The sequence below is a fragment of the Streptomyces sp. f51 genome, from assembly GCF_037940415.1.
GTDB lineage: Bacteria > Actinomycetota > Actinomycetes > Streptomycetales > Streptomycetaceae > Streptomyces.
This window is the reverse complement of the sequence record NZ_CP149798.1, coordinates 7,504,130-7,525,941: the sequence shown is the minus strand read 5'-3', so window position 1 is coordinate 7,525,941 and position 21,812 is coordinate 7,504,130. Positions and strand designations below refer to the sequence as shown.

Below are 21,812 nucleotides of genomic sequence, written 5' to 3'. Positions count from 1 at the left end.
CCCGCGAGCACGCTCACGGACGGTGTCACACCCCCGGGAGCGGACAGGGTCACACGCCGGCCGCGGAGCCTCCGTGAGGACCGCGGCCGGCGTTCTGGCCCGGCGGAGGGAGCCTGCGCGGCTACAGCGCGTCGGTCACCGGGGCCAAGGTCACGGTCGAGGTGAAGATGTCACGGTCGTTCTGGCGGGCTGTGACGCGGACCCGGGGGCGGCCGAGGGAGTCGGGTGCCAGGGCGTCGGCCAGGATCCAGCACGGGGCGTCGAGTTCCGCGTAGCGGGTGAAGACCGACTCCATGCCGACGGCGACCGTGGCCTCAGGGTGAGCCAGGGCCTGGGCCGCCTGGCGCGCGGCCTCCAGCAGCAGCATGCCGGGGGCGTGGTCGACGGGGTGGTCGAAGAGGATCGGGTGGGTGGTGTCCGTCCGCAGCTGCCAGCGGTCGGAGGTGTGGGTGGGGGACAGCACCACGTCCTCGAAGCCGTCCCGGCCCACCGGTCGCGGGGACGCCGGGGGCGACAGTGGCAGGCCACGGACGGCACCGATGTCGGCGTACCGGCCGCGCAGGCGCTCGTACACGGCGCGGTCCTGGATGGTGAAGCGGGAGTGCGCGACCGCGAACGGCGCGCCGTCGCGCAGGACTTCGACACGCAGGGCGATCGCCGCGGCGCGGTCACGGCGGTAGGTCACCTTCGGGCAGGTGATGCGCAGTTCGACGAGGGCGGGAGCCGGATCCGAGCCCGCGTACAGGGCGGCAGGGGCTTGGGGACCGGTCGGTGTGTCCGAAGGGTCCGAAGAGAGTGCGACAGGTCCTTCCGGGCCGGACTCGGGAGCCGTGTGCGCGGTGGCGGGGGCTTCGGGGCCGGCGGGTATCTCCGGGGCAGGGTCCACGAGGTGCCAGTCGAGGTCCTGCCACAGGAGCTGGTGGCCGAGCGGTACGGCGTAGGCGCCGTGGGACAGCAGCGGCAGGGTCTGACGGATCGTCTCGCTCAGCAGCATCGGATCGAGCAGGCCGTGGCGGGTGCGGTAGAAGGCGTGGTCACGCGGCCACTGGGCGGTGACGGTGAAGGCGTCCGGGCCGGTGCGCTCCCAGTCGCGGAGCAGCACCTCCTCCGGGCGGGTCTTGTGCGTGTAGCTCTGCGGTACGGGTGTGAGCGAGCCGGTGGCATGTCCTTGGGCGACAGCGGTGGCGCGCTCCCCGACGGCGGTGGCGGCACGCCCCTGAGCAGCGGCGGCGTGCTCTTCGGCGGTGGTGTTGACGTCTTCGCGGACAGCGGTGTTGACGCGATCCCGAACAGCGTTCGACGACATGACTGAATCTCCCCCTGGGTTCAGCACGGACGGAATGCCGGTCCCGTTTGGTCTCTCGGGCCCGACTCGAATAACATAGAGGTCGTTCTTTTTGTTTGTCGAGGGGATCAGGAGGCCAATCGATGGCGCGTCAGCAGGAGCGTGCGGTCAGGACCCGGGAAACACTGGTGCGCGCCGCCGCCGAGGTCTTTGACGAAGTCGGTTACGAGGGCGCGAGCATCAACAAGATCCTCGACCGGGCCGGCGCCACGACCGGAGCCATGTACTTCCACTTCAAGTCCAAGGAGGAACTGGCCCGCGCGGTCATCCTGGAACAGGCCGCCGACCTGCGGCTGCCGGAAGGAAAGGGCGGCCTCCAGCAACTTCTGGACATGACCGGCTACTTGGCGGTCGAGATGCAGCGCAACATCCTCTTCCGGGCGGGCGTACGGCTCGCCGTGGAGCAGGGGGCCACCGGTCTCCAGGACTACGCGATCTACGAGTGGTGGGCCGACCAGTTCCGCCAGGAGCTGGTGCGGGCCCGCGAGATGGGGCAGCTCCTGCCGAGCGTCCAGGAGGCGGAGTTCGCCCGGGTCCTGGTGGGCGCCTACACCGGCACGCAGATCATGTCCCAGATCTCCACCGCCAGGGCCGACCTGCCCGAGCGGATCGCCTCGATGTGGCGATGTCTGCTGCCGGCACTGGCTCCGGCCGAGGTCATCGCGGAACTGGATCTGTCCCTGTACAGCGGCAGCGGCAGCAGCGACGCCACCACCGGCTCCGGCGGCGCGACGGAAGCTCCCGAGTGAAGCCCCTCGAAGTGCTGATCACCGGTGCCACCGGTTTCGTCGGTTCCGAGGTGCTCCGCACCGCCCTGCGCGGGCACGCCGACGGGCGCGCCATCAGCGTCCGCGCCCTCGCACGGACGGCTCCGCCCGGCGGATCGGACACCCCCGGCCTGTCCTGGGTGCCGGGGGATCTGTCCGATCCTGCGTCACTGGACGGCGTGGCGCGCGGAGCGGACGTACTGGTCCACCTCGCCTCCAGGGTGTCCGGCAGCCGGGAGGCGTGCGAGGCGGTCAACGTCCGCGGGACCCGGGCGCTCATGGAGGAGGCCCGGAAAGCCGGCGTCCCACGGATCGTGCACCTGTCCACCGCGGCGGTCTACGGGCCAGGCCCGCACCGGGGGATCGCGGTGGACGAGATCGATCCCGCGCCCGTCTCCTCCGCGAGCGTCACCCGGCTCGCCGGGGAGCGTCTCGCCCTGGAGGCGGGGGCGGTCGTGCTGCGGCCCGGACTCGTCCTGGGCGCCGGTGACCGCTGGGTGGTACCGGCCCTTTCGGAGCTGCGTTCCAGGGTCCCGGCCCACTGGGACGGCGGTAGCGGGATGCTGTCGGCGGTCGACGTCACGGACCTGGCCCGCCTGATCGTCACGCTCGCCGGGAGCGACAGTCCGGCGGGCCCGGCGGTGCACCACGCGAGCCATCCGGTGCCCGTCGCCAACCGCGATCTGATGGCCGCTCTGACCGAGCACGGCCTGCTCGAACCGGTCCTCGCCGACTGGTCCTGGGCGACCTGTCTGCGTCAACTGCGGCAGGTGTCGGGCACCATGAGTGAGCGTCAGTTCTCGCTGCTGGCCCGCGACCACTGGTACCGCAGCGAGGAGATCTGGCGGATCTCCGGCTGCCCCGCCGGGCCCGGCCCGCTGGTCCGTCTCGCCGGGTCCGCGTCCTGGTACCGCGTTCACCTGGCGGCCGGTTGAGCGATGCGTGGGCGTCGTACGGCGGATACGTGCAAGGGCGTCGTACGGCGCATACGCGCAAGGTGCCAAAGTCGTCCGGCAGGTGCGCGAGCGGGGCGGCATCGGCGCCGCCCGCCGATAGGCTCCGGGGCACCGAAACACACCGAAGCAAGAACCGTCATCAGCGAGCGCCGTCATCGTGTGCCCGGACCGGCAGCCCAACCATGCTGAGCGGTCCAGCGGGACCACCGCCCGTCCCGCGGGACCGCAGCACAGCCCCGCTGGATCGCGCAGTCCCACAGGACCGCGCAGTCCAGCCGAACCGCACAGTCCGTCGGACCGGCCTGTACGGCTGGGCCGCCGGGGCCCGCGGCACGTGTCACCGTCGCAAGAGGCCCAGGAGCCCGGCTTCGCCGGTAGCCGTCAGGCGGCCGGCGGTCCCGGCGTCGCCGGGGCCGTCTCCTCCCCCGTGCGGCGCACGGCGCCGGACACACCGATCACGCCGGGCCGCTCCGGCCCGACCGGCGCAACGCCTTCTAGCAGCCCGGAGGAACCGTGCAGCCCGGTCGAGACCAGCGAACCCCTCCACCGCCGGCCGCCCCCACCCCACGGGAACGGCGTTGTCGCGGCGTGGAGGCCCCGGCATGGTGAGACAGCTGCGGGCCGAACAGACCCGCCACGCACTGATCGCCGCCGCAGCGGCGGAGTTCGACCGGCACGGGTACGCCGGGACCTCCCTGTCACGGATCTGCCGGACGGCCGGCACGACCATGGGCGCGCTGACCTTCCACTTCCCCACCAAGTGCGACCTGGCGGAAGCCGTACGCGCCGCCGGGAACACGGCCACCCTCACCGCCCTGCGACCCCTTGGCGCCGTACCGCGCCCCGGCATCCAGGCGGTCGTCGACCTGACGTTGGAGCTGGCCCAGTTGCTGGAGCGGGACGTCACCGTACGGGCGGCGGGACGGCTGGCGCAGGAAATGACGGCCGGTCCCGAGCAGCGGGACGCGGGGTGGGTCCCTGTCCTGCGCGACCTGCTGGAACGGGCCCGCGCCGAGGTGGACGGGATCCGGGTGCCGTGCGACGGGGAACTGCGGGACATGGAACTGCTGGTGGCCTACCTCATGGCGGGCGCCGAGGCTTCGGTACGGTCCGGGGCCGAAGGAGGCAGCGTGTCGCGGGAGTTGCGCGCGCTGTGGGCGTTCCTGGCGTGCGGCAAGCTCCACGCCGCGCTCACGGCCGACCCGGCCCACGCGGCAGACCCGGCCCTCGCCACGGACCACTCCCCCGCCGGGGACCCCGAGAGCACGCTCTGACGTCTCGACCTTCCCTCCGTCGCACCCGACTACGTTTCCGAACAGCCCAGTTCACCTCGCCACCGGCACACCTCACCCCACACACCTCAGACGGGAAATGGACTCCACCATGGACGGTACGACCGTGCGCGCAACGCTCCTTCAGATCGATGTGAACCCCGGCGAGACGGCCGGTGCCCGCCGCGAGCGGGTCGCGGACCTGGTCCGGGCCGAACACGACGCGGACCTGGTGGTGCTGCCCGAGCTGTGGGCCGTCGGCGCCTTCGCCTTCGACCAGTTCGAGACCCACGCGGAACCGCTGACGGGCCCGACGGCCGCGGCGATGGGGGCGGCGGCCCGTGACGCCGGGGTGTGGCTGCACGCCGGTTCGCTCGTCGAGCGGTGCCCGGACGGCGCGTTGCGCAACACCTCGCTGCTCTTCGGACCCGACGGACGCCCGCACGGCACGTACCGAAAGATCCACCGCTTCGGCTTCGACCGCGGCGAGGCCGCTCTGATGGCCGCCGGGCAGGAGGTCGTCACCGTCCCGCTGACCGGCACGGGGCTGACCGCGGGCCTGGCCACCTGTTACGACCTGCGCTTCCCCGAGCAGTTCCGGCTGCTCGTCGACGCGGGCGCCGATCTGCTGGTCGTCCCGGCCGGCTGGCCCGCGCGGCGGCGCTCGCACTGGTCGCTGCTGGCACGGGCCCGTGCGGTGGAGTCACAGGCGTACGTCCTGGCCTGCAACACCGCGGGCACGCACGCCGGCGTGGAACAGGCGGGGTACAGCGTGGTCGTCGACCCGTGGGGCGAGGTGGTGGCCGAGGCGGGCGCCGGGGAGCAGGCGCTGCGGGTGGAGCTGGACCCTGGCCTGGCCGCCCGGACCCGCGAGGAGTTCCCGGCGCTACGGGACCGGGTGCTTGGCGTGCCCGTTCCGCAGCCCGCTTAGGCGGGGGTCGCTCCGGACGCCGGAAGCCGGACCAGCCCCCGGCGCCCGCCTTCTGGTGTCCGGAGCTCGCAGGCGGTCGCTCCGGTTCGCCCCGCCGGACGACCTGCCTTCGGTGCGCGCCAGGGCGGTCACGCCATCCCTGCCGAGGCGATCGCGGCGCCGAACTTGCCGAAGTAGAGGGGGAGTCCGGCCCCTGAGGCGGTCGGTCCTTGTGGCCACGAGGCTGCCGTGTAACGCTCTTTCCCGAGCCCGTATGTCTTCTTCCGGACGCACTCCGCGTACCGCCCGAACCGCCGCACCCCACAAGCCCGTTCGCGCCGTACATGGCTCCCGCCTCTCCCCCGAAGCGCCGCCCTGTGCGGCGCTTCGCTGTTCACCGACCCCGAAAACGCAAGGAGTTGGCCGTGGCCGACGAAACGTCCCTGTGCACCTCGACGCGCTGCCGCAGGGCGGACGGCGATGCCGCCCGCCCGCACGGGCGGCGCGCGGAGTCCGGCAGCCGCCTGTGCGGCCTGTGCCGGCGGGCCGTGGTCCGTGACCTCGCGGCCCTGCCGGGGCTGCACGGGCACAGTGAGGCCGAGTTGGGCCGGCCCTCCGGCGGTGCTCCCGCGCAGCGCATCACCGGCAGCCGGGAACCCGTTCTGCCCGTACGGTCCTCGGTGCTGGAGGGCCGCCGCGAGGTGGTCGCCGTGCTGTCCTCCTGGTCCCGGCTCGTGGTGGACGAGGTGGCGGAGGCCGCACCGCCGCGCCGGACGGTGGCCGCCATGGCCTCCTTCCTCGGCCGACACGCGGGCTGGCTGGCGGCCCGTCCGGAAGCCGGCCGGTTCGCCGACGAGATGGCGCGGGCGACGGCGGGTCTGCGCAGGGAGGAGGCGCCTCCGCGGGTCGGCCTCACGTCCCTGGGACCGTGCGTCGAACCGGGCTGCGTGGCCAAGGTGTTCCTGCCCCGGCGGGGCGGCGAGGGGCTGGTGCTGCGCGGGCCCGTCTGCACCGCGGGGCACGTCCTGACCCCGCGCCAGTGGCTCGCCCTGCGGGAGTCGGCGTGAACGGCCGCGCCCGACGGGTGCCCACCGAACTGGCGGCGCTCGTCCTGGGCGTCCAGGAAGTCACCATCCGCCAGTGGGCGCGGCGCGGCAAGATCACTCGGTACGGGACCGCGCGGCGCGCGCTGTACGACCTCGACGAGCTGACCGCCCTCGCCCGGACCACGGCGGCTCCGCCCGCGTCCGCGCCCGCCAGCGGGGGCGGGACACCGGCCGTCGGCGTCCACCACAACTGACGGCCGAACGGCGGCCGTTCGCCTCCGGGCGCGCCCTCCCGGCCGCCACCCCGCCCGCTCGCTCGCCTCCCCCACCCCCACCTTCCTCCCCCACGCCCCCACCCCGGGTGCCCCTGATCACGGGCACCTCCATGCCCCACGAGACCGTTTTATCCACATTTATCCGCAAGGAGAGACGACACCGATGGACACCACCGACTGGCAGCAACACTGGAACGACCGCCGTGGCCCCTTCGTGGAGGAATGCCTCCAGGCCCGCGACGACCTGCTCGCGGACCTCAAGGACCCCAAGTCCGCTCAAGAACGGGTGCTGCGCGACATCATCGGCGTCTGCGCCGACTCCCTGCACTGGAAGGCGCAGGGCTACAACGTCACCGCCGAGGACCCCTCACGCTTCCGCTCGGTCCTGCCGATCAGGCGGTACGCCGACTTCCTCCCCGAGATCGAGCGCGAGACCCGTACGAAGGGAGGCGTGCTCTCGTGCAGCCCCGTACTGCGCTGGCTCAAGACGAGCGGTACGACCGGAGTGCCCAAGCGGGTCCCGTACACCCTGCATTGGCTGCTCACGTACCGCATTCCGGCCATGAAGGCCATGTGGGGGACCTACCTGCTGCACCACCCCGAGCTGCTCGCACACCCCTGGGCCACGCTGGACACCCAGACCGTGCGCGAGGACGTCTACGACTTCGTGCACGGCGTGGAGCACCAGGCGATCAGCAACCGGCACCCCCAGATCAACAGCCGTGACTGGAACCCGCCGTGGTACCAGTCCCCCTGGTTCAACACCCAGGCCCCCGCCACCCACACGGGCCGGATGTACCACCGCATCCGCCACCTGGTCGGCAAGGATCTGCACTACATATCGGCCATCAACCCGAGCACGCTCATCTCGCTGCGCGACCTGGTCGCCGAGCACGGCGAGGAGCTCGTACGCGATCTGCGCGCGGGAACGCTCGACGGCCAACCGTGGTCCGAGCCGGACGAGGAGGCGGCCCGTCATCTCGAATCCGTGCTGGCCAAGGGCGAGTTCAGCCTGACGGACGTGTGGCCGTCGCTGACGCTGTACAGCTGCTGGCTGTCCTCCAGCGCCGAGCTGTACCGCGCCAAGCTGGACGCGGTGCTGCCCGGCGTCAGCAAGCTGCCGTTCATGGGCTGCGGCACCGAGGGCGTCACCTCCGTACCGGTGGACGAGTCGCTGGACAGCCAGCCCCTCGCGGTCGGCCAGGCCTACTTCGAGTTCGTCCCCGCCGACGTGCCGCTGGGCGAACTGGTCGACGCGGGCACCCGGGTGCGGACGCTGCTGTTCGACGAGGTCGAGGCGGGCCGCGACTACCACCTGATCATGACGCAGGGGAACGGTCTGTACCGGCTGTGGACCGGTGACATCTACCGCGTCGACCGGATCGTCGACGGCACGCCGTGGCTGCACTTCGTCCACCGGGACGGTGTCTTCCACTCCTTCACCGGCGAGAAGATCACCGAGGCCGAGGTCACACAGGCCATCAAGCAGGGCATGGCCGGGCTCGGCCTCGACACCGGCCTGTACATGTGCGGGCCGCAGTGGGCCGAGCCGCCGTACTACGTCGTCGCCACCGAGGTCGCCGTCCCGAGCCGGGAGCTCGACCGGGCCCTGTCCCTGGCCGTGGACCGGGAGTTGTGCGAGGTCAACATCGAGTACGCCTCCAAGCGTGACAGCGGCCGGCTCGGACCCCTGAACGTGCGCACCGTCCCGTTCGACGCGATCACCGCGTATGCCGAGTCGCGCCGCCAGGTGGGCAACGCCACCCAGTACAAGTACAAGCCGTTCCACCAGGACGTCGACTTCATGACCGGCATCGACGGGATCGGCCGGGTCGACGGAAGCACCGCCGACACACCGCCGCCCACGGCCACGGCCACCGACTCCGAGTCCGACTCCACCGACACACCGGCCATCGCCACCGTCATCACCACCGACACACCGGTCACCGCCACCACCGTCATCACCGCCGGCACGCCGGTCACCATCGCCGCGGTCGCCACCGCGGGCCACTCCGCACGCTGAGGAGAACAACGACATGATCGAGACCAAGAGGCCCCCGCAGAACACCCGCCGCGAGATAGTCGACCTGCCCTCCGGTGGCGTCGACCTCGCCCTGCATCTGTGGCGACCCCAGTACCCCCAGCGGGTCAAGGGCGCCGTCTTCTACTTCCACGGCCTCCAGAGCCACGCCGGCTGGATGTGGGAGGTCGGCCCCCGCTTCGCCGACAACGACATCGCCTTCTTCGTGCTTGACCGGCGCGGCAGCGGGATCAGTCCCGGCGAGCGCGGGAACCTGCCCGACGCCGAGACGCTGCTCGGCGACTACATCGCCGCGCTGGCCCGGGTACGGGAGATGATCGGCGACGACGTGCCGCTGTCGCTGTTCGGACACTGCCTGGGCGGCTCCTTCCTGGCCGCCCTCATGCACCACCCGGACTTCACCACCCGCTACGACGCCGCCGTGTTCTGCTCCGCCTGGCTGGGACGGATGCACGCCACACTCGGCGAGGACGAACTGCGGGCGCTGGCCGCCGAGTCCGGCACCGAGCCGTGGGACGCGGGGCTGAGGTCACGGGACTTCACCGACGACCCCAAGTACCAGCAGTTCATCGACCACGACGATCTCGCCGTACGCCTGATCACGCGCCGCTCACGGGCCACCCTGCTGGAGTTGGAGAAGCGCTATCTGGAACCAGGCACGCGTCCCCTCCCCGCAGTCCCGGCGACCTTCGTCTCGGGCATGAGCGACCCGATCGTCGACCTCGACAGCGCCCACCGGGTGTTCGCGGCGCTGGCACCGGACCGCGGGACGATCATGAAGCTGCCCACCGACAGGCACTACCTCTTCTTCACCGGCGCCGGCGCGGACCTGGTCGACTGGACCTCGACCCACACCCTGCTCCAGGGACTCGACCGCAATGGCTGACACGGCGGTTGAGACCAAGGGCGGGACCGCGGCCCTGATCGCAGACCGGACTGTGGACCGGACCGCAGACCGGGCCATACACGGAACCGCGGTCGAGGGCGCGGCGGTGCTCTACCGGGTGCGCCTGCCCATGCATGCCCGCTTCGACCATCCCGCGGCGCGCCGCGCCGCCTCCGACAGCCTGGTCCTGCGGCTCACCTGCGAAGGCACGAGCGGGATCGGCGAATGCGCGCCCCGTCCGTATGTGACCGGCGAGAGCGGCGAGTCCGTCATGGCGGCGTTGCGCGGAACCCCGCTGCACCGGGTCTTCGCGCTGCTGCGCGGCGAGCCGCCTGCCGAACTCCTGGAGCGCATACGGCGCGAGGGCTTCGCGGAGGTCTTCCGGATCACCGGCCAGAACAACCTGCTGTGTCTGCTGGAGACGGCTGTTCTGGACCTGCTGGGGCGCCGACTCGGGCTCGGCGGGGCGGAGTTGATCGGCGCCGGGCCGACCCCGGACGGTCCACCCGCCTCGGTGGCTGCGCTGCCCGTCTCGCAGGTGCTCGACCTGAGCATCACGGCCGAGGAGTTCCTGGCCACGCGCGGGCCCTTCCACTTCGTCAAGATCAAGGCGTCCGACGACATCGAGCGTGACGCCCGCAGTGTCCGGGCGGTGCGCGCGCACGTGGGTCACGGTGTGCCGGTCATGGTCGACGCGAACATGAGCTGGACCGAGGCCACCGCGCTCCCCCACGCCTGGCGACTGCGGGACGCGGGCGCGGACTATGTGGAGGAGCCGCTGCCCAAGGGCTCATGGGCCGCCCTGGGCGTCCTGCGTCGCAAGGCCGGGCTGAAGATCATGCTGGACGAGTCGCTCTGCACGCTCGACGACGCTCGGACCGCGGTCGAGACGGGAGCGTGCGACGCCTTCAACATCCGGGTCGCCAAGAACGGCGGCCCGCTGCGCGCGGCCCGGCTCATCGAGCAGGCCCGCCGGCACGGCATCGCATTCCAGATCGGTGTCCAGGTCGCCGAGGTCGGCCCGCTGATCAACGCGGGCCGGGCGCTGGCCTTCTGCCACCCTGATGCTCTGACCGTCGAGGCCGGCCAGAGCGACCGCTTCTTCCCCGAGATGATCGTCTCGCCGCGCCCGGTCGTCGACCGCAGGGCGAACACCCTCTCGCCCGCTCCGGGTTCGGGTTTCGGCGTGAGCCTGAACGGCGCGGCGGAGCCGTGGGCCGTGCTCGTCCTCCCCGACGAGAACGGCTCCTGGCAGCCCGTGGCCCCCACCCCGCGACCCGCGGCTCACGCCTCGCTCTGAGCACCTGCCGGACAACTACGTTCCGACGGCCGCGCCCCGACAGTCCGGCCCGGCAACTGCGCCCAGGCAAAGGGTTCTTGACCTCCGCGCCACGGCTCCCGGCGTGCCCTGACATCCGTCCGCCACCCGGGTCCCGTGCCTCGGCACCAGCCAAGCGCAGTGCGCCATGCGCCGACATCCATACAACATCCAAGGAGATTCCTGCCATGAACGTGTTCTTCGAGTGCACCTACCAGGGCGAGCGCCACTTCGGCCTCGGTCTGCCCGCGGACGGCGAGGCGCTCACTCTCCACCCGGTCCGCCCCGGCGAGGACCTGGGCGCCTCGGTCGTCGCCGCGGTCTCGGCGGCGGGCGGCGACGGTCACGCACTGCGGGCCGCGCTCACGGCGGGCCGTCCGCACGTGGTGGTCCCTGCCGCCGAGCGCGGCAGCCTCGTACCGCGGCCCCCGCTGCTGCCCGCGTCCATCGGGGACGCGATGGTCAGCGGCTTCATGCAGACCCACAACGTCAAGGTCGACTCCGCCACGCAGGCGCAGCCCAACTGGTTCGTCAAGGGCCTCGGGGAGGTGCTGAAGGTCTCCGGCGAGCCGCTGTCCGTGCCGCCGGGCGCCGTCGCGCTGTGCGAGGAGGCGGAGGTCGTGCTGGTGTACGTCACCGACGAGCACGGCAGTCCGCAGTACGCCGGCTACACCTTCGGCAACGACCTCACCGACATCGGCCGGTTCCGGCGCCACGCCGGGCACCTGTCGTACGCGAAGCTCTGCGACGCCGGGGTGGCGCCCTGGCTGTTCCTGGACGAGCCGCCCCGGTCGGTGACCGGCCGGGTGACGATCGAACGGGACGGCGCACGGGTCTGGGAGGGCGACTTCACCACCGGGACCAAGGCGCTGCACTTCGGTCTCGAGGACATGATGTCCGGGCTGTTCTCCCACCGGGCGCTGCTGCACCCGGGGCGCGTGCACTACGTGTATCTCGGCGCCGACCGCAGCAGTTTCCACGGCGGGTTCATGATGGCCGACCGCGACCGCGTCACGCTCGACTTCGACAGCCACGGTGTCAGCCTGACGAACACGGTCTCCTGGCCCGGCCTGGGGGCGGCGCAGCCGGTCGCGGCGGGAGTGACGGGGTGACACGCGGTTCCACCCGTTCCACCGATCGTCCGCCGCGCCGCCCACGCCGGCCGCGCCATCAGCGCCGCATGCGCCCCGGAACGAGCCCATGGGCATGCCCCGCGGACCGGCACGCCGGTCCGCGGGGCCGCCGGCCGGTTCGCCCGAGCGCGCACCGGTGCGCACCGGCGGCACACGGACGCCCTCCGGCCCGCTCCGCACGACCGTCGTTCCTCCCCCGAGAGCGGGAGGCACCCCCCGCCCGGCCCATGGGCCCGGGTTTCCACGAAGGAGAGCCCCGATGACACCGACCGGGCCGTTGCGCAGACTCAGCGGGACCGAGGCGGCCTGTGCCTGGCGGCACGTGCTGACGGGCGGGCAGACCCAGACCGCCACCCGTCTGACGGTGGCCGCCGTGTTCTCTCCGGCATACGTGGAGCGGGCCGTGGGCCAGTGGGCGCGGGGGTTTCGCGCACTGTCCCTGCGGATCGTGGAGGAGGACGGAAGCCTGTGGTTCCACGAGGTGCCCGGACTCGACACGGACCAGTTCCACCAGGAGACGTACCCGGCGGCCCCTCCCCTCCCGGCCCAGGCGTACGGATACGGGTACGGGTACGGGCATGACGGCGCCGCGAGAGCGGGGACCGCCCGGTCCGGGGACGTCCTGAGGACCGGCGGTCCCCTGTGGCGGCTGGAGGTGGGCCACGATCCGGCCGCCGCCGCGACCCATCTGCTGCTGACCTGTCACCCGGCGCTGTGCGACGGCCCGTCCACCGCTCGGCTGCTGCGGGCGCTGCTCGACACCCTGCTCGGACCTGGCCCGTCCGGCCGACGCGACCCCGTCCACCGGCAGGACCCGGCACCCGACGCGGACGAACTGACGTACCGGCCGCCACCGCCCCCGAACCCGGAACCGCACCCGCACCCGCACCCGCACCCACAGCCGGGACCGCGGACTCCGCTCGCGCAGGCGACGGGACCCAGAACCCCGGGCGCAGTCCCGGCACCGGGCTCGGCGGGAGCGGTGGTGGTGCCCGGCGTCTCGGGGACCACGGCGCCGGTAACACTGACCGCGCGGCAGACCGCACGCCTGACAGCGTGGTGCCGTCGGCACCGCATCACCACGGAGCAGTTCTTCGCGGCGGCGCTGGCCGACTCCTGCGCGCGGGCGGCGGGCCAGGAGGAGGTGGCCCTGCTGACGGCGGTCTCCCTGCGGCAGCGGTACGCGGAGCAGGTCCGGGTGCCGGAGGTCGGCTGCTTCGTCCGCCTCGTCCCTGCGAGCGTACGGGCGGGAGACGGAGGCACGCTGGCGGACCGTGCGCGCGCGTACGGGCTCGCCCTTCGGGTGGCGGACGCGGCCTGGCGCCCGACCCGGCAGGACCACGCCCGCATCCGGCGGGCGGTGGAGGACGAGACCGCGTTCGCCGGCGGCGGGCTCGGCTTCCGCTTCGCGCAGGAGGGATGCGCGGACACCGCGCTCGGCCACCACGCAGCCCTCGTGACCCGGTACACGACCACCCCGTACACGGCCGCCACCACCTCCCACGCGGCAGGCGCCACCCCGTGCACGGCCGCCATCGCCCCCGAAGCGGCCGGCATCTCCCACCCGGCGGCCATCACCCCGAACGCGGCTGCCGTCCCCCCGTACGCGGCCGCCGCCACCGCGTTCGGGACCGTGCACGCGCCCCGCCCGTACGGGACCAGGCACGGTCGAGCCGCGTACGAGACCGCGTACGGCCCTTCGTACAAGGCCGAGTTCGGGGTCTCCAGCGGGGCGGCGGCGCAGGGCACGGCCCCCCGACAGCTCGGCTTCCTGCACCTGACCCGCTTCAGGGGGGCGCTCACGCTGTCGCTGGGCATGCCCAACCCCGCCGAGTCGACGGGCCCGTCGGCGGGGGCCGGCGTCGCGTCCGGGGGGCTCACCGCGCCGCGGATCGCGGCGGAGCTGACCGCGCGCGCCCTGGACCCGGTCACCTGACCCCCGCGCCCCGGTGCCGTGTCATCGCAGGTCAGCCCGTGTTTTCCGGTCTGCTTCGGCGGGCGGACTTCGCTAAGTATCCGGCAGTCCCCACCCCGGAGTCGAAAACAAAGCGATCGTTCTCTATTCTTTCTGTTGCGGCCCCGATCAAGGGCCGGGACCAGCAGGACCAGCGGGAGGGACACGAGCGATGGCGACGAAGCCGGGCACGCGGGCACGGGCATCGGTCTCCGCGTTCACGCAGGAGCTCTTCGGGCGGCTGCCCCGAGCCGACCAACGGCGGTGGGCGCACGCCTACATGGAGGGACTCCTGAGCACGCCGGGCAAGAAGAGCGTGCGGCGCCTCGCGGCGTCCGTGTCGGACTCGTGCACGGCCCCCCAGTCCCTGCACCAGTTCATCAACGCCAGCCCCTGGGCGTGGGAGCCGGTACGCGCCGAGCTGGCCCGGTGGGTCCAGCAGCACACCGCGCCCCGCGCCTGGACCATCGGCCTGGCCGTGGTCCCCAAACGGGGCGACCGGTCCTGCGGCGTGCACCGCCGGTTCGTTCCCCAGGCCGGCCGCACCCTCAACTGCCAGGTCGGCGTGGGCGCCTTCCTGTCCACGGACACCGAGAACGTACCCGTCGACTGGCGTCTGCTGCTGCCCGACCCGTGGACCAACGACCCGGTGTTGCGCAGAAGGGCCCGCATACCCGAGAGCACCGGACCCCGTAGCGCCGAGGCGCAGACCCTCGATCTGATCGAGAGCCTGCCGGCGGGCGGGCAGCTCGCCGAGGTGCCCGTGGTCGCGGACCTGGAGGGTTACGCGGACAGCGGGGAGATCGTGCGCGAACTGATCTCCCGGGGACGCCACTTCGTCGTCGCCGTGCCCGCGGCCCTGCCGGTGCTGGCGACCCCGGCCCGTCAAATCCGCGCCAACGCAACGACACACACCACAACCTCGATGGGCCTGAAGACCAGCATGCCTCCGACGAACTCGACGACCCCCGCGGGTCCGAGCGTCCTGACGGCCCGGCAGGTCCTCACCCGCCGCGATGCCGCGCCGCCGCACCTCGTGACCGTACGGACGCGGCGGGGCGAGGAACGCACGGCGGAGATCCTGACCGGCCTGGTCCGGCTGCCGGACGGCAAGGCGGGCGCAGTACGCCCGTCGGCCTCCGCCGGACACCCGCCCGCCTTCCGCGTGTTCGCCGAACGGGACCCGAACACCCGCCGCCCGGGACGGACATGGATCACCAGTCTGGTCAGCCGGCCCGCCGGCGAACTGCTCGAACTCGCGGCCCTGCACGCCAACACCGCTGACACCGTGCGGCAGTTGGAGGACGACTTCGGTCTGCGCGCCTTCGAGGGCCGCTCCTACCCCGGATGGCATCACCACATGACGCTGGTCTCCGCCGCCTTCGCCTACAGCAGTCTCACCACCACACGAAGGGGCGCCACCTCATGACGCTTCCCAAGGCGTTCTGGCTGCTCTGGTGCGGGCAGACCGTCAGCCGGCTGGGCATCCTCGCCCCGGCCTTCCTGATCCTCTTCCTCCAGCAGGACCACCTCGCCGACTCCGGCACCACGCCCGTCATGGTCGGCCTGTTCGGGGCCGGCATCCTCGCCTCCGGGCTGGTGGGCGGCGCGGTGGCCGACCTGATCGGGCCGCGGCGCACGATCATCGCCGCCCAGCCGCTCGCGGCCGCGACGGCCCTGCTGTTCCTCGTGACCACCGACGTGTACGTACTCGGGCTGCTCTGCCTCGCGACCGGATTCCTGTCCGCGGTGGACCGGCCGGCCGGCGCCGGACTGATCGCCAAGATCGTCCCGCCGGAGCAGTTCTCGAAGGCCTACAGCCTCTTCCTCGTCGGGTTCAACGTGGGCATGTCGCTGAGCCCGGTCATCTCCGGATTCCTGCTCTCGTTCTACCCGCCCGCCCTGTTCCTCGTCTGGGCCGCGGGCAGCGCCCTCTACGCACTCCTGGTCTGCGCCCTGCCCCCCGACGAGCCACGCCCCGAGCAGCACGACCGGAGCACGACCTCGGCGCTGCGCCGCGCGGCCCGCAGCGTCACCGAGCCCTACCGCTCCCCCGTCCTGGTCGCCTACCTCGCCCTCGTCTTCCTGCTGGCCTGCGTCTATCTCCAGGTCAACTCGGCCCTGCCGCTGGACATGCGCCGCTCGGGACTGAGTCCGAAGGACATCGGCATCGTGCTGGCCATCAACGCGGTGCTCTCCATCGCCCTGCTCCCCCTGGTCCCCAGGGCGGTCAAGAAGATGGGCGACGAGACACCCCTGGTCCTGGCGGCCGCGCTGATGGCCGTCGGCTTCGGCCTCAACGCGCTGGCGAACGACACCGCACTGTTCACCGCGGCGACGGTCATCTGGACGCTCGGCGAGGTCCTGTGGGCGCCCATGTCGGCGACGTTCATCGCGGTCCGGGCCCCAGAGGGACGCGTCAGCACCTACCAGGGCTCCTACTTCTTCGCCTGGAACGCCGCGTTCGTCATCGGCGGCCCCGTCGGGATCACCGTGGCGAACGCCTACGGATATCCGTCCCTGTGGATCTGCCTGCTGCTCCTCGGCCTCACCGCCGCCGCCGGCTTCAAGTCCCTGCCCCGCTTCCGCGGCTTCGCCACCACGACCGCCGGCACGGCACAGCCCCCGGCGCCCGCCGAGACACCCGACGCCTACGCGGCACCGAAGTAACCCGAGAGTCCCACGGCTCGCACCGAACACGCGGCCGCGACGGCGCCGGGAACGAACCCCGGCACCGGCCGTGACACCCCCACCAACCCCAACCCAGGGAATCGACATGACCGTACAGACCTCGCGCACCGCCCTCCTGATCGGCGCGGCCGGCGGAATCCTCCAGGACGTGGCGCGCGGCCTGGCCCGCGAAGGGCACACGCTCGTCCTGTTCGACAGGAACGAGGAGGCCGTGAACCGCCTGGCCGCCGAACTCGCGGAGCAGACCAAGGTCGACGTGGTCGTCGGTGACATCACCGACATCCCCGCCGCAGAGGCACAGCTCGCCGACGTCGTCGACCGGCACGCCCCCTCCATCCTGGTCAACGGGGTGGGCGGAGACACCCGGGTCATCGGGTACGCGGACCTGACCGAGGAACACTTCGGCCAGTCCCATCTGGAAAACGTTGTCAGCACGTTCGTCGCGATCAAGGCGTGTGCCCCGCGGATGGCGCGGGACGGCTACGGACGCATCGTCAACTTCGCCTCGGCCGGAGGCCGCACGTACAGCCATTTCAACAACGCCGCCTACGTCGGCGCCAAGGCCGCCGTGATCGGCATGACCAAGCAGATGGCCTACGAGCTCGCCCCCGCCGGGGTCGTGGTCAACGTGGTCGCCCACGGGCCCATCGCGACCGAGCGCGTGGCCGGCGCCTGGGAGCGCCGCGACCCGGAGCAGAAGCAGGCGGTGCTCTCCAAGCTGCCGATGCGACGCATGGGCACGGTCGCCGAGGCGGTCGGCAGCGTCCTGCACCTGTGCTCCGAGAGCGCCGGCTACTCCACCGGCGCGGTGATCGACGTCAACGGCGGCCTCTACATGTGAGACCCGGCTGTCCGAGAAGTCCGGCAGAACCGGAAAGAGCGAGAAGGAGAGATCCGTGGCGAAGTTCGTCGTCGAATTCGAGTACAACGTGGACCGCGCGGGACGCCAGGGACTGCACCCGGCGCACGCCGAGAACCTTCACCGCCTCGCCCGCAGCGGCGTACTGCTCCTGGGCGGGCCGCTGGCCGACGAGAACGCGGGCCTGCTGCTCTACGAGGTCGAGGACCGGGCCGAGCTCCAGAAGGTGCTGGACGCCGAGCCCTACGTACAGGGCGGGATCGTCGCCGCCACCCGCATCCGCCAGTGGTCGCCCGGCAAGGGCAGCTGGATCACGGAAGGAAAGAAGTGACCTTGAGCGCCACGACATCACCGGCATCCACCGCATCGCCGGTGTCGGAATGGGCGGACAGCGGCTGGATGACGCTGCGTCAGGAGGCCCTGCACACCGCGATCGCCGACCCCGCGATGGACTCCATGCGGATCCTCAGCGAGACCGCCATGAAGTTCCCGGACGCCCTCTCCTTCTCCTCGGGGGCGCCGTACGACGGGAACCACGACCTGGCGGACCTCTCGTTCCACATCGACCGCTACGTCAAGCATCTCCAGGAGCGCGGTGTCCCGCAGCAGCGCATCACGCGCACGCTGTTCCAGTACGGACCGGTCAACGGCTTCATCCAGGACGACGTGGCACAGATGCTGCGCAACGACGAGGACATCGACGTCCCCGCCGAGGCCATCATGATCACGCACGGCTTCCAGGAGGCCACGCTCGTCGCCCTGCGCGGTCTGTTCGCCGGCCCCGACGACGTGCTGCTGAGCGTCTCCCCGGCCTACGTCGGCATCCGCGGCGCGGCCCGGATGCTCGACATCCCCGTCGAGGGGATCGGCGAGGGCCCCGACGGCCTCGACCCCGAGGCCGTGGCCGCGGCGGCACGCGCCGTGCGGGCCGGGGGCAGGCGACCGGTCGCGGTCTACCTCGTCCCCGACTTCTCCAACCCCTCCGGGACCGTGCTCCCGCTCGCGGCCCGCCGGCGCCTGCTGGAGGTGGCGGCCGAGGAGGACCTCGTCATCCTGGAGGACAACCCGTACGGGCTGTTCGCACGGGACGGCGAGGCGATGCCGACCCTCAAGTCGCTCGACACCGCCGGACGGGTCGTCTACCTCGGTTCGTTCGCCAAGTCGGCCTTCCCCGGCGCCCGTCTGGGCTACCTCGTCGCCGACCAACCGGTCACCGGCGCCGACGGCGTCACCCGCACGCTGGCGCAGGAACTGTCCCGGGCGAAGGCCATGTTCAGCGTCGGATCCTCCTCGCTGTCCCAGGCCGCGGTCGGCGGCATCCTCGCCGAGAACGGCCACACCCTGCGCCCGGCGACCCGCGAACTCGCCGCCGTCTACCTGGAACGGCTCCAGGTGACCCTCGACAGCCTCGCCGAACACTTTCCGCCCGAGCACTACGCCGAGCACCAGGTCCGCTGGAACACCCCGCGCGGCGGCTTCTTCCTCACCGTCGAGGTGGGCTTCGAGGCCGGACTGGGCGAGATGGAACGCTGCGCCCGCGACTACGGGGTGAGCTGGGCGCCGATGAGCATGTTCCACATCGACGGCGGCGGCGAACGCCAGATCCGCCTCGGCTTCAGCAACCTCGCGCCGGAGGCGATCCGCGAGGGCATCGCACGCCTCGCCCGCTTCATCGCCCAGACACCCCGCACCGAGCCTCGCACGCCCCTGGTCGACGAGCGGCCGCGCGTCACGTCGGAAGAAGGACGAGCATGAGCCAGAGCAGCGGTCAGCGGCCCACCGTCGTGGTGGTCGACGGCTACTCCGCCGGAAACTTCTACCCCGCGGCCTTCACCGGGACCGGTGCACGGGTCGTCCATGTGCAGAGCACCCCCGAGCTGATCCCCACGATGCTCGCACCCGGCCTGTCCGAGTACGAGGAGAACATCGTCGAGGGCGACGAGAACAGGCTCCTTGAACGGCTGCGTGCCCACGACCCGGTCTGCGTGGTCGCCGGCCAGGAAGGCGCCGTACCGCTCGCGGACCGCCTCGGCGAAGCACTCGGGGTGCCGTCCAACGGCACCCGGCTCTCGGCGGCCCGCCGGGACAAGTACGAGATGATCGAAGCACTGCGGCGCGCCGGTGTGCGGTGCGCCGACCAGTTCAAGAGCGACGACGTACGGGAACTGACCGACTGGGCCGAGAGGCGCGGCGTGTACCCGGTCGTCGTCAAACCGCTCAGCTCCGCGGCCTCGGACGGCGTGTACATCTGCGACAACGCCGAGGAGGTGACCGCCGCGGCCACCGCGGGGCTGGCCTCGAAGGACATCTTCGGCACGGCCAACACCGAGATCCTCGTCCAGTCCTACCTCAAGGGCACCGAGTACATCGTCGACACCGTCAGCAGCGACGGCGAGCACTACACCTGCGGTGTCTGGCAGTACGAGAAGACGCTGCTGCCCTCGGGCAAGAACATCTACAACCGGGACATCCTCCTCGCTCCGGACGCCGGTCCGGTGCCGGCCCTGGTGGCGTACGTACGCGAGGTGCTGGCCGCCCTCGACGTCCGCTGGGGGCCCGCGCACGCCGAGGTCATCATGACCGAACAGGGCCCCGCCCTCGTCGAGATCGGCACACGCCTCAACGGCAACATCCACGCCGGCTTCCACGACGTGTGCCTGGGCCACAACCAGGCGGGCCTGGCCGCCCGGGCGTACGTCAGGCCGGAGGAGTTCCGCCGCGAGTACGGCGGCCGCGTCTACGACCGGCTGCAACCCGGCGTCGTCTACAACACCCCCACCGAGCAGGACGGGGTCGTCGAGAGTGTCGACACCGCGGCGGTGGACGAGATCCGCGCGCTCGACAGCGTGTACCTGGCGGGGCTGAAGCTGGCTCCCGGCTCCCGGATCCGCCCCACCACCGACCTGCTGACCAGCACCATGCGTGTCTATCTCACGGCGCGCGACGAGGACCAGCTCGACGCCGCGTACGAGAAGGTCCGCGGCCTCAAGGACTCCGTCTACCGGGTCGTCCCGCAGCCGTAACGGCTGCCGCAGCCGTGGCCCTTCTCATGGCCGGCTGCCTCCCGTGGGTCCTCGCGCCCACCTCCTCAGCCCGTCCCACACCGGTTCCGGAATCAGCTCCGGAATCTGATCCGTCTTCATATTCCCCGGAGGAATGCTGTGCACAGCCGTATCGGTCTCTTCCTGTCCCCCGTCCACGAGACCGGCCAGGACCCGCACCTCGCCGTCCGCCGCAACCTCGAACTGGTCGAGCACGCGGACCGGCTGAACTTCGACGAGGCGTGGTTCGGCGAACACCACACCCTGGGCTGGGGCCTGGTCGGCGCCCCCGAGACCATGATCGCCGCGGCCTCGCAGCGCACCACCCAGATCAAGCTGGCGCACGGTGTCGTACCGCTGTCCGGGCACCACCCCTTCCACGTCGCCAGCCGGGCCGTCCACCTCGACCACCTCAGCCGCGGCCGCTACATCCTCGGCGTCGGCCCCGGCGTCCCCTTCGACGCGAAGATGTTCGGCCTGGCGCCCGACGTCCAGCGCCGCCGCCTGGACGAGGCCCTGCCGACCGTCCTGGAGCTCGTCAACGGCGACTCCCGGATCACGCAGAAGACCGACTGGTACGAACTCCAGGACGCCAAGCTCCAGTTGCCCCGCTTCAGCCCCGACGGCATCGAGGTGGCCATGGCCACCAGCGGCACCTCCTCCTCCAGCCCGCGCCTGGTCGGCAAGTACGGCCTGAGCATGACGTCGTTCGCGCTGCCCTTCGCGCTGATGACGCCGGGTGCTCCGGACCACATCGGTCTGGCGCAGCAGTGGAAGTACGCCGAGGAGTCCGCGGACGAGCACGGCCGGAGCCTGCGGCGCGAGGACTGGCGCATCGCGCTTCCGGTCCATGTCGGGGAGACGCGCGCCGAGGCGTTCGCCGACGTCCGTGAGGGATACGACCGCTGGCTCTTCGAGTACTTCGGCAAGGCGGCGGGACGCGAGGTCATCAGCCCCGACACCCCGCGCGAGCGGGCGCTGGAGGCGCGGGTCGAGGCCGGCGGCGCGCTCGTCGGTTCGGTCGAGGACGTCGTGCAGGGCATCCGTCGCATGCAGGAGGCCACGGGTGGCTTCGGCAAGCTCCTGGTCTACGTGGCCGACTGGACCTCGTACGAGAAGACCAACCGCAGCCTGGAGCTGCTGGCCCGCTATGTGTCCCCGCAGATCACCGGCTCGGCGGCGCGTCCGCAGGAAGCGGTGGACTGGGCCATCGCGAGCCGCGCCGACGGCCGCTGAACCCCGCCGCGGGCGCGCCGCTCGGCACGGGCGGCGCGACACGCCGAGCTCGCAGTCGCACCGCGCAGAGCGCAGGGCGGCGC

The 21,812-nt window shown here is 72.0% G+C and carries 19 protein-coding genes; 18 read left to right on the top strand and 1 reads right to left on the bottom strand.

The genetic code is table 11. The features are described 5' to 3' along the window. Nucleotides 1-121: 121 nt before the first annotated feature. Nucleotides 122-1,306: a ScbA/BarX family gamma-butyrolactone biosynthesis protein gene (locus tag WJM95_RS32750; protein WP_339134356.1), complete on the bottom strand. Its 1,185-nt coding sequence runs from the start codon at nt 1,304-1,306 to the stop codon at nt 122-124. A gap of 122 nt (nt 1,307-1,428) precedes the next feature. Here WJM95_RS32750 and WJM95_RS32745 point away from each other — a divergent pair, with 122 nt between their 5' ends. From WJM95_RS32745 to WJM95_RS32660, 18 genes are all read left to right on the top strand, one after another. Continuing rightward, on the top strand, nt 1,429-2,094 hold the full coding sequence (locus tag WJM95_RS32745; RefSeq protein WP_339134354.1) for a ScbR family autoregulator-binding transcription factor: 666 nt from the start codon (nt 1,429-1,431) through the stop codon (nt 2,092-2,094). Then, nucleotides 2,091-3,047, top strand: a complete 957-nt coding sequence (locus tag WJM95_RS32740; protein WP_339134352.1) for an NAD(P)-dependent oxidoreductase — start codon at nt 2,091-2,093, stop codon at nt 3,045-3,047. The genes WJM95_RS32745 and WJM95_RS32740 overlap by 4 nt, the downstream gene beginning before the upstream one ends. Before the next feature lie 623 nt (nt 3,048-3,670). Next, nucleotides 3,671-4,342, top strand: a complete 672-nt coding sequence (locus WJM95_RS32735) for a TetR family transcriptional regulator (RefSeq protein WP_339134350.1) — start codon at nt 3,671-3,673, stop codon at nt 4,340-4,342. Nucleotides 4,343-4,466: 124 nt separating this feature from the next. Beyond that, nucleotides 4,467-5,270, top strand: a complete 804-nt coding sequence (locus WJM95_RS32730) for a carbon-nitrogen family hydrolase (protein WP_339135998.1) — start codon at nt 4,467-4,469, stop codon at nt 5,268-5,270. A gap of 404 nt (nt 5,271-5,674) precedes the next feature. Next, on the top strand, nt 5,675-6,316 hold the full coding sequence (locus WJM95_RS32725; protein WP_339134348.1) for a hypothetical protein: 642 nt from the start codon (nt 5,675-5,677) through the stop codon (nt 6,314-6,316). Continuing rightward, complete coding sequence (locus WJM95_RS32720; protein ID WP_339134346.1) at nt 6,313-6,549, top strand: transcriptional regulator; 237 nt, start codon at nt 6,313-6,315, stop codon at nt 6,547-6,549. The genes WJM95_RS32725 and WJM95_RS32720 overlap by 4 nt, the downstream gene beginning before the upstream one ends. Before the next feature lie 184 nt (nt 6,550-6,733). Then, the gene (locus tag WJM95_RS32715; RefSeq protein ID WP_339134344.1) at nt 6,734-8,593 is read left to right on the top strand and encodes a GH3 auxin-responsive promoter family protein; all 1,860 of its coding nucleotides are present in this window, start codon (nt 6,734-6,736) and stop codon (nt 8,591-8,593) included. A 13-nt stretch (nt 8,594-8,606) separates the two neighbouring features. Continuing rightward, nucleotides 8,607-9,497, top strand: coding sequence for an alpha/beta fold hydrolase (locus WJM95_RS32710; RefSeq protein WP_339134342.1), 891 nt, complete (start codon nt 8,607-8,609; stop codon nt 9,495-9,497). Beyond that, nucleotides 9,490-10,797, top strand: a complete 1,308-nt coding sequence (locus WJM95_RS32705) for an enolase C-terminal domain-like protein (RefSeq protein ID WP_339134340.1) — start codon at nt 9,490-9,492, stop codon at nt 10,795-10,797. The genes WJM95_RS32710 and WJM95_RS32705 overlap by 8 nt, the downstream gene beginning before the upstream one ends. Before the next feature lie 206 nt (nt 10,798-11,003). Next, nucleotides 11,004-11,927 (top strand): FAH family protein, encoded by a 924-nt coding sequence (locus WJM95_RS32700; RefSeq protein WP_339134338.1) that lies wholly within the window; start codon nt 11,004-11,006, stop codon nt 11,925-11,927. Nucleotides 11,928-12,207: 280 nt separating this feature from the next. After that, nucleotides 12,208-13,884: a hypothetical protein gene (locus WJM95_RS32695; RefSeq protein WP_339134336.1), complete on the top strand. Its 1,677-nt coding sequence runs from the start codon at nt 12,208-12,210 to the stop codon at nt 13,882-13,884. A 190-nt stretch (nt 13,885-14,074) separates the two neighbouring features. Beyond that, nucleotides 14,075-15,331 (top strand): transposase, encoded by a 1,257-nt coding sequence (locus WJM95_RS32690; protein WP_339134334.1) that lies wholly within the window; start codon nt 14,075-14,077, stop codon nt 15,329-15,331. Continuing rightward, complete coding sequence (locus WJM95_RS32685; RefSeq protein ID WP_339134332.1) at nt 15,328-16,572, top strand: MFS transporter; 1,245 nt, start codon at nt 15,328-15,330, stop codon at nt 16,570-16,572. Before WJM95_RS32690 ends, WJM95_RS32685 begins: the two co-directional genes overlap by 4 nt. A 106-nt stretch (nt 16,573-16,678) precedes the next feature. Beyond that, complete coding sequence (locus tag WJM95_RS32680; RefSeq protein ID WP_339134330.1) at nt 16,679-17,434, top strand: SDR family NAD(P)-dependent oxidoreductase; 756 nt, start codon at nt 16,679-16,681, stop codon at nt 17,432-17,434. Nucleotides 17,435-17,489: 55 nt separating this feature from the next. Beyond that, entirely contained in the window at nt 17,490-17,783 is a 294-nt protein-coding gene (locus WJM95_RS32675) for a YciI family protein (RefSeq protein ID WP_339134328.1), read from the top strand. Between the two features lie 68 nt (nt 17,784-17,851). After that, the gene (locus WJM95_RS32670) at nt 17,852-19,207 is read left to right on the top strand and encodes a PLP-dependent aminotransferase family protein (RefSeq protein WP_339134326.1); all 1,356 of its coding nucleotides are present in this window, start codon (nt 17,852-17,854) and stop codon (nt 19,205-19,207) included. Next, complete coding sequence (locus WJM95_RS32665; RefSeq protein ID WP_339134324.1) at nt 19,204-20,475, top strand: ATP-grasp domain-containing protein; 1,272 nt, start codon at nt 19,204-19,206, stop codon at nt 20,473-20,475. Before WJM95_RS32670 ends, WJM95_RS32665 begins: the two co-directional genes overlap by 4 nt. A gap of 138 nt (nt 20,476-20,613) precedes the next feature. Further along, the gene (locus tag WJM95_RS32660) at nt 20,614-21,729 is read left to right on the top strand and encodes an LLM class flavin-dependent oxidoreductase (protein WP_339134322.1); all 1,116 of its coding nucleotides are present in this window, start codon (nt 20,614-20,616) and stop codon (nt 21,727-21,729) included. Nucleotides 21,730-21,812: the final 83 nt, after the last annotated feature.

Coding starts and splice junctions, on each gene's coding strand:
- WJM95_RS32705 (WP_339134340.1), top strand. CDS start 9,490: ATGGCTGACACGGCGGTTGAGACCAAGGGCGGGACCGCGGCCCTGATC.
- WJM95_RS32670 (WP_339134326.1), top strand. CDS start 17,852: ATGACGCTGCGTCAGGAGGCCCTGCACACCGCGATCGCCGACCCCGCG.
- WJM95_RS32685 (WP_339134332.1), top strand. CDS start 15,328: ATGACGCTTCCCAAGGCGTTCTGGCTGCTCTGGTGCGGGCAGACCGTC.
- WJM95_RS32745 (WP_339134354.1), top strand. CDS start 1,429: ATGGCGCGTCAGCAGGAGCGTGCGGTCAGGACCCGGGAAACACTGGTG.
- WJM95_RS32700 (WP_339134338.1), top strand. CDS start 11,004: ATGAACGTGTTCTTCGAGTGCACCTACCAGGGCGAGCGCCACTTCGGC.
- WJM95_RS32715 (WP_339134344.1), top strand. CDS start 6,734: ATGGACACCACCGACTGGCAGCAACACTGGAACGACCGCCGTGGCCCC.
- WJM95_RS32710 (WP_339134342.1), top strand. CDS start 8,607: ATGATCGAGACCAAGAGGCCCCCGCAGAACACCCGCCGCGAGATAGTC.
- WJM95_RS32680 (WP_339134330.1), top strand. CDS start 16,679: ATGACCGTACAGACCTCGCGCACCGCCCTCCTGATCGGCGCGGCCGGC.
- WJM95_RS32665 (WP_339134324.1), top strand. CDS start 19,204: ATGAGCCAGAGCAGCGGTCAGCGGCCCACCGTCGTGGTGGTCGACGGC.
- WJM95_RS32735 (WP_339134350.1), top strand. CDS start 3,671: ATGGTGAGACAGCTGCGGGCCGAACAGACCCGCCACGCACTGATCGCC.
- WJM95_RS32695 (WP_339134336.1), top strand. CDS start 12,208: ATGACACCGACCGGGCCGTTGCGCAGACTCAGCGGGACCGAGGCGGCC.
- WJM95_RS32750 (WP_339134356.1), bottom strand. CDS start 1,306: ATGTCGTCGAACGCTGTTCGGGATCGCGTCAACACCGCTGTCCGCGAA.
- WJM95_RS32690 (WP_339134334.1), top strand. CDS start 14,075: ATGGCGACGAAGCCGGGCACGCGGGCACGGGCATCGGTCTCCGCGTTC.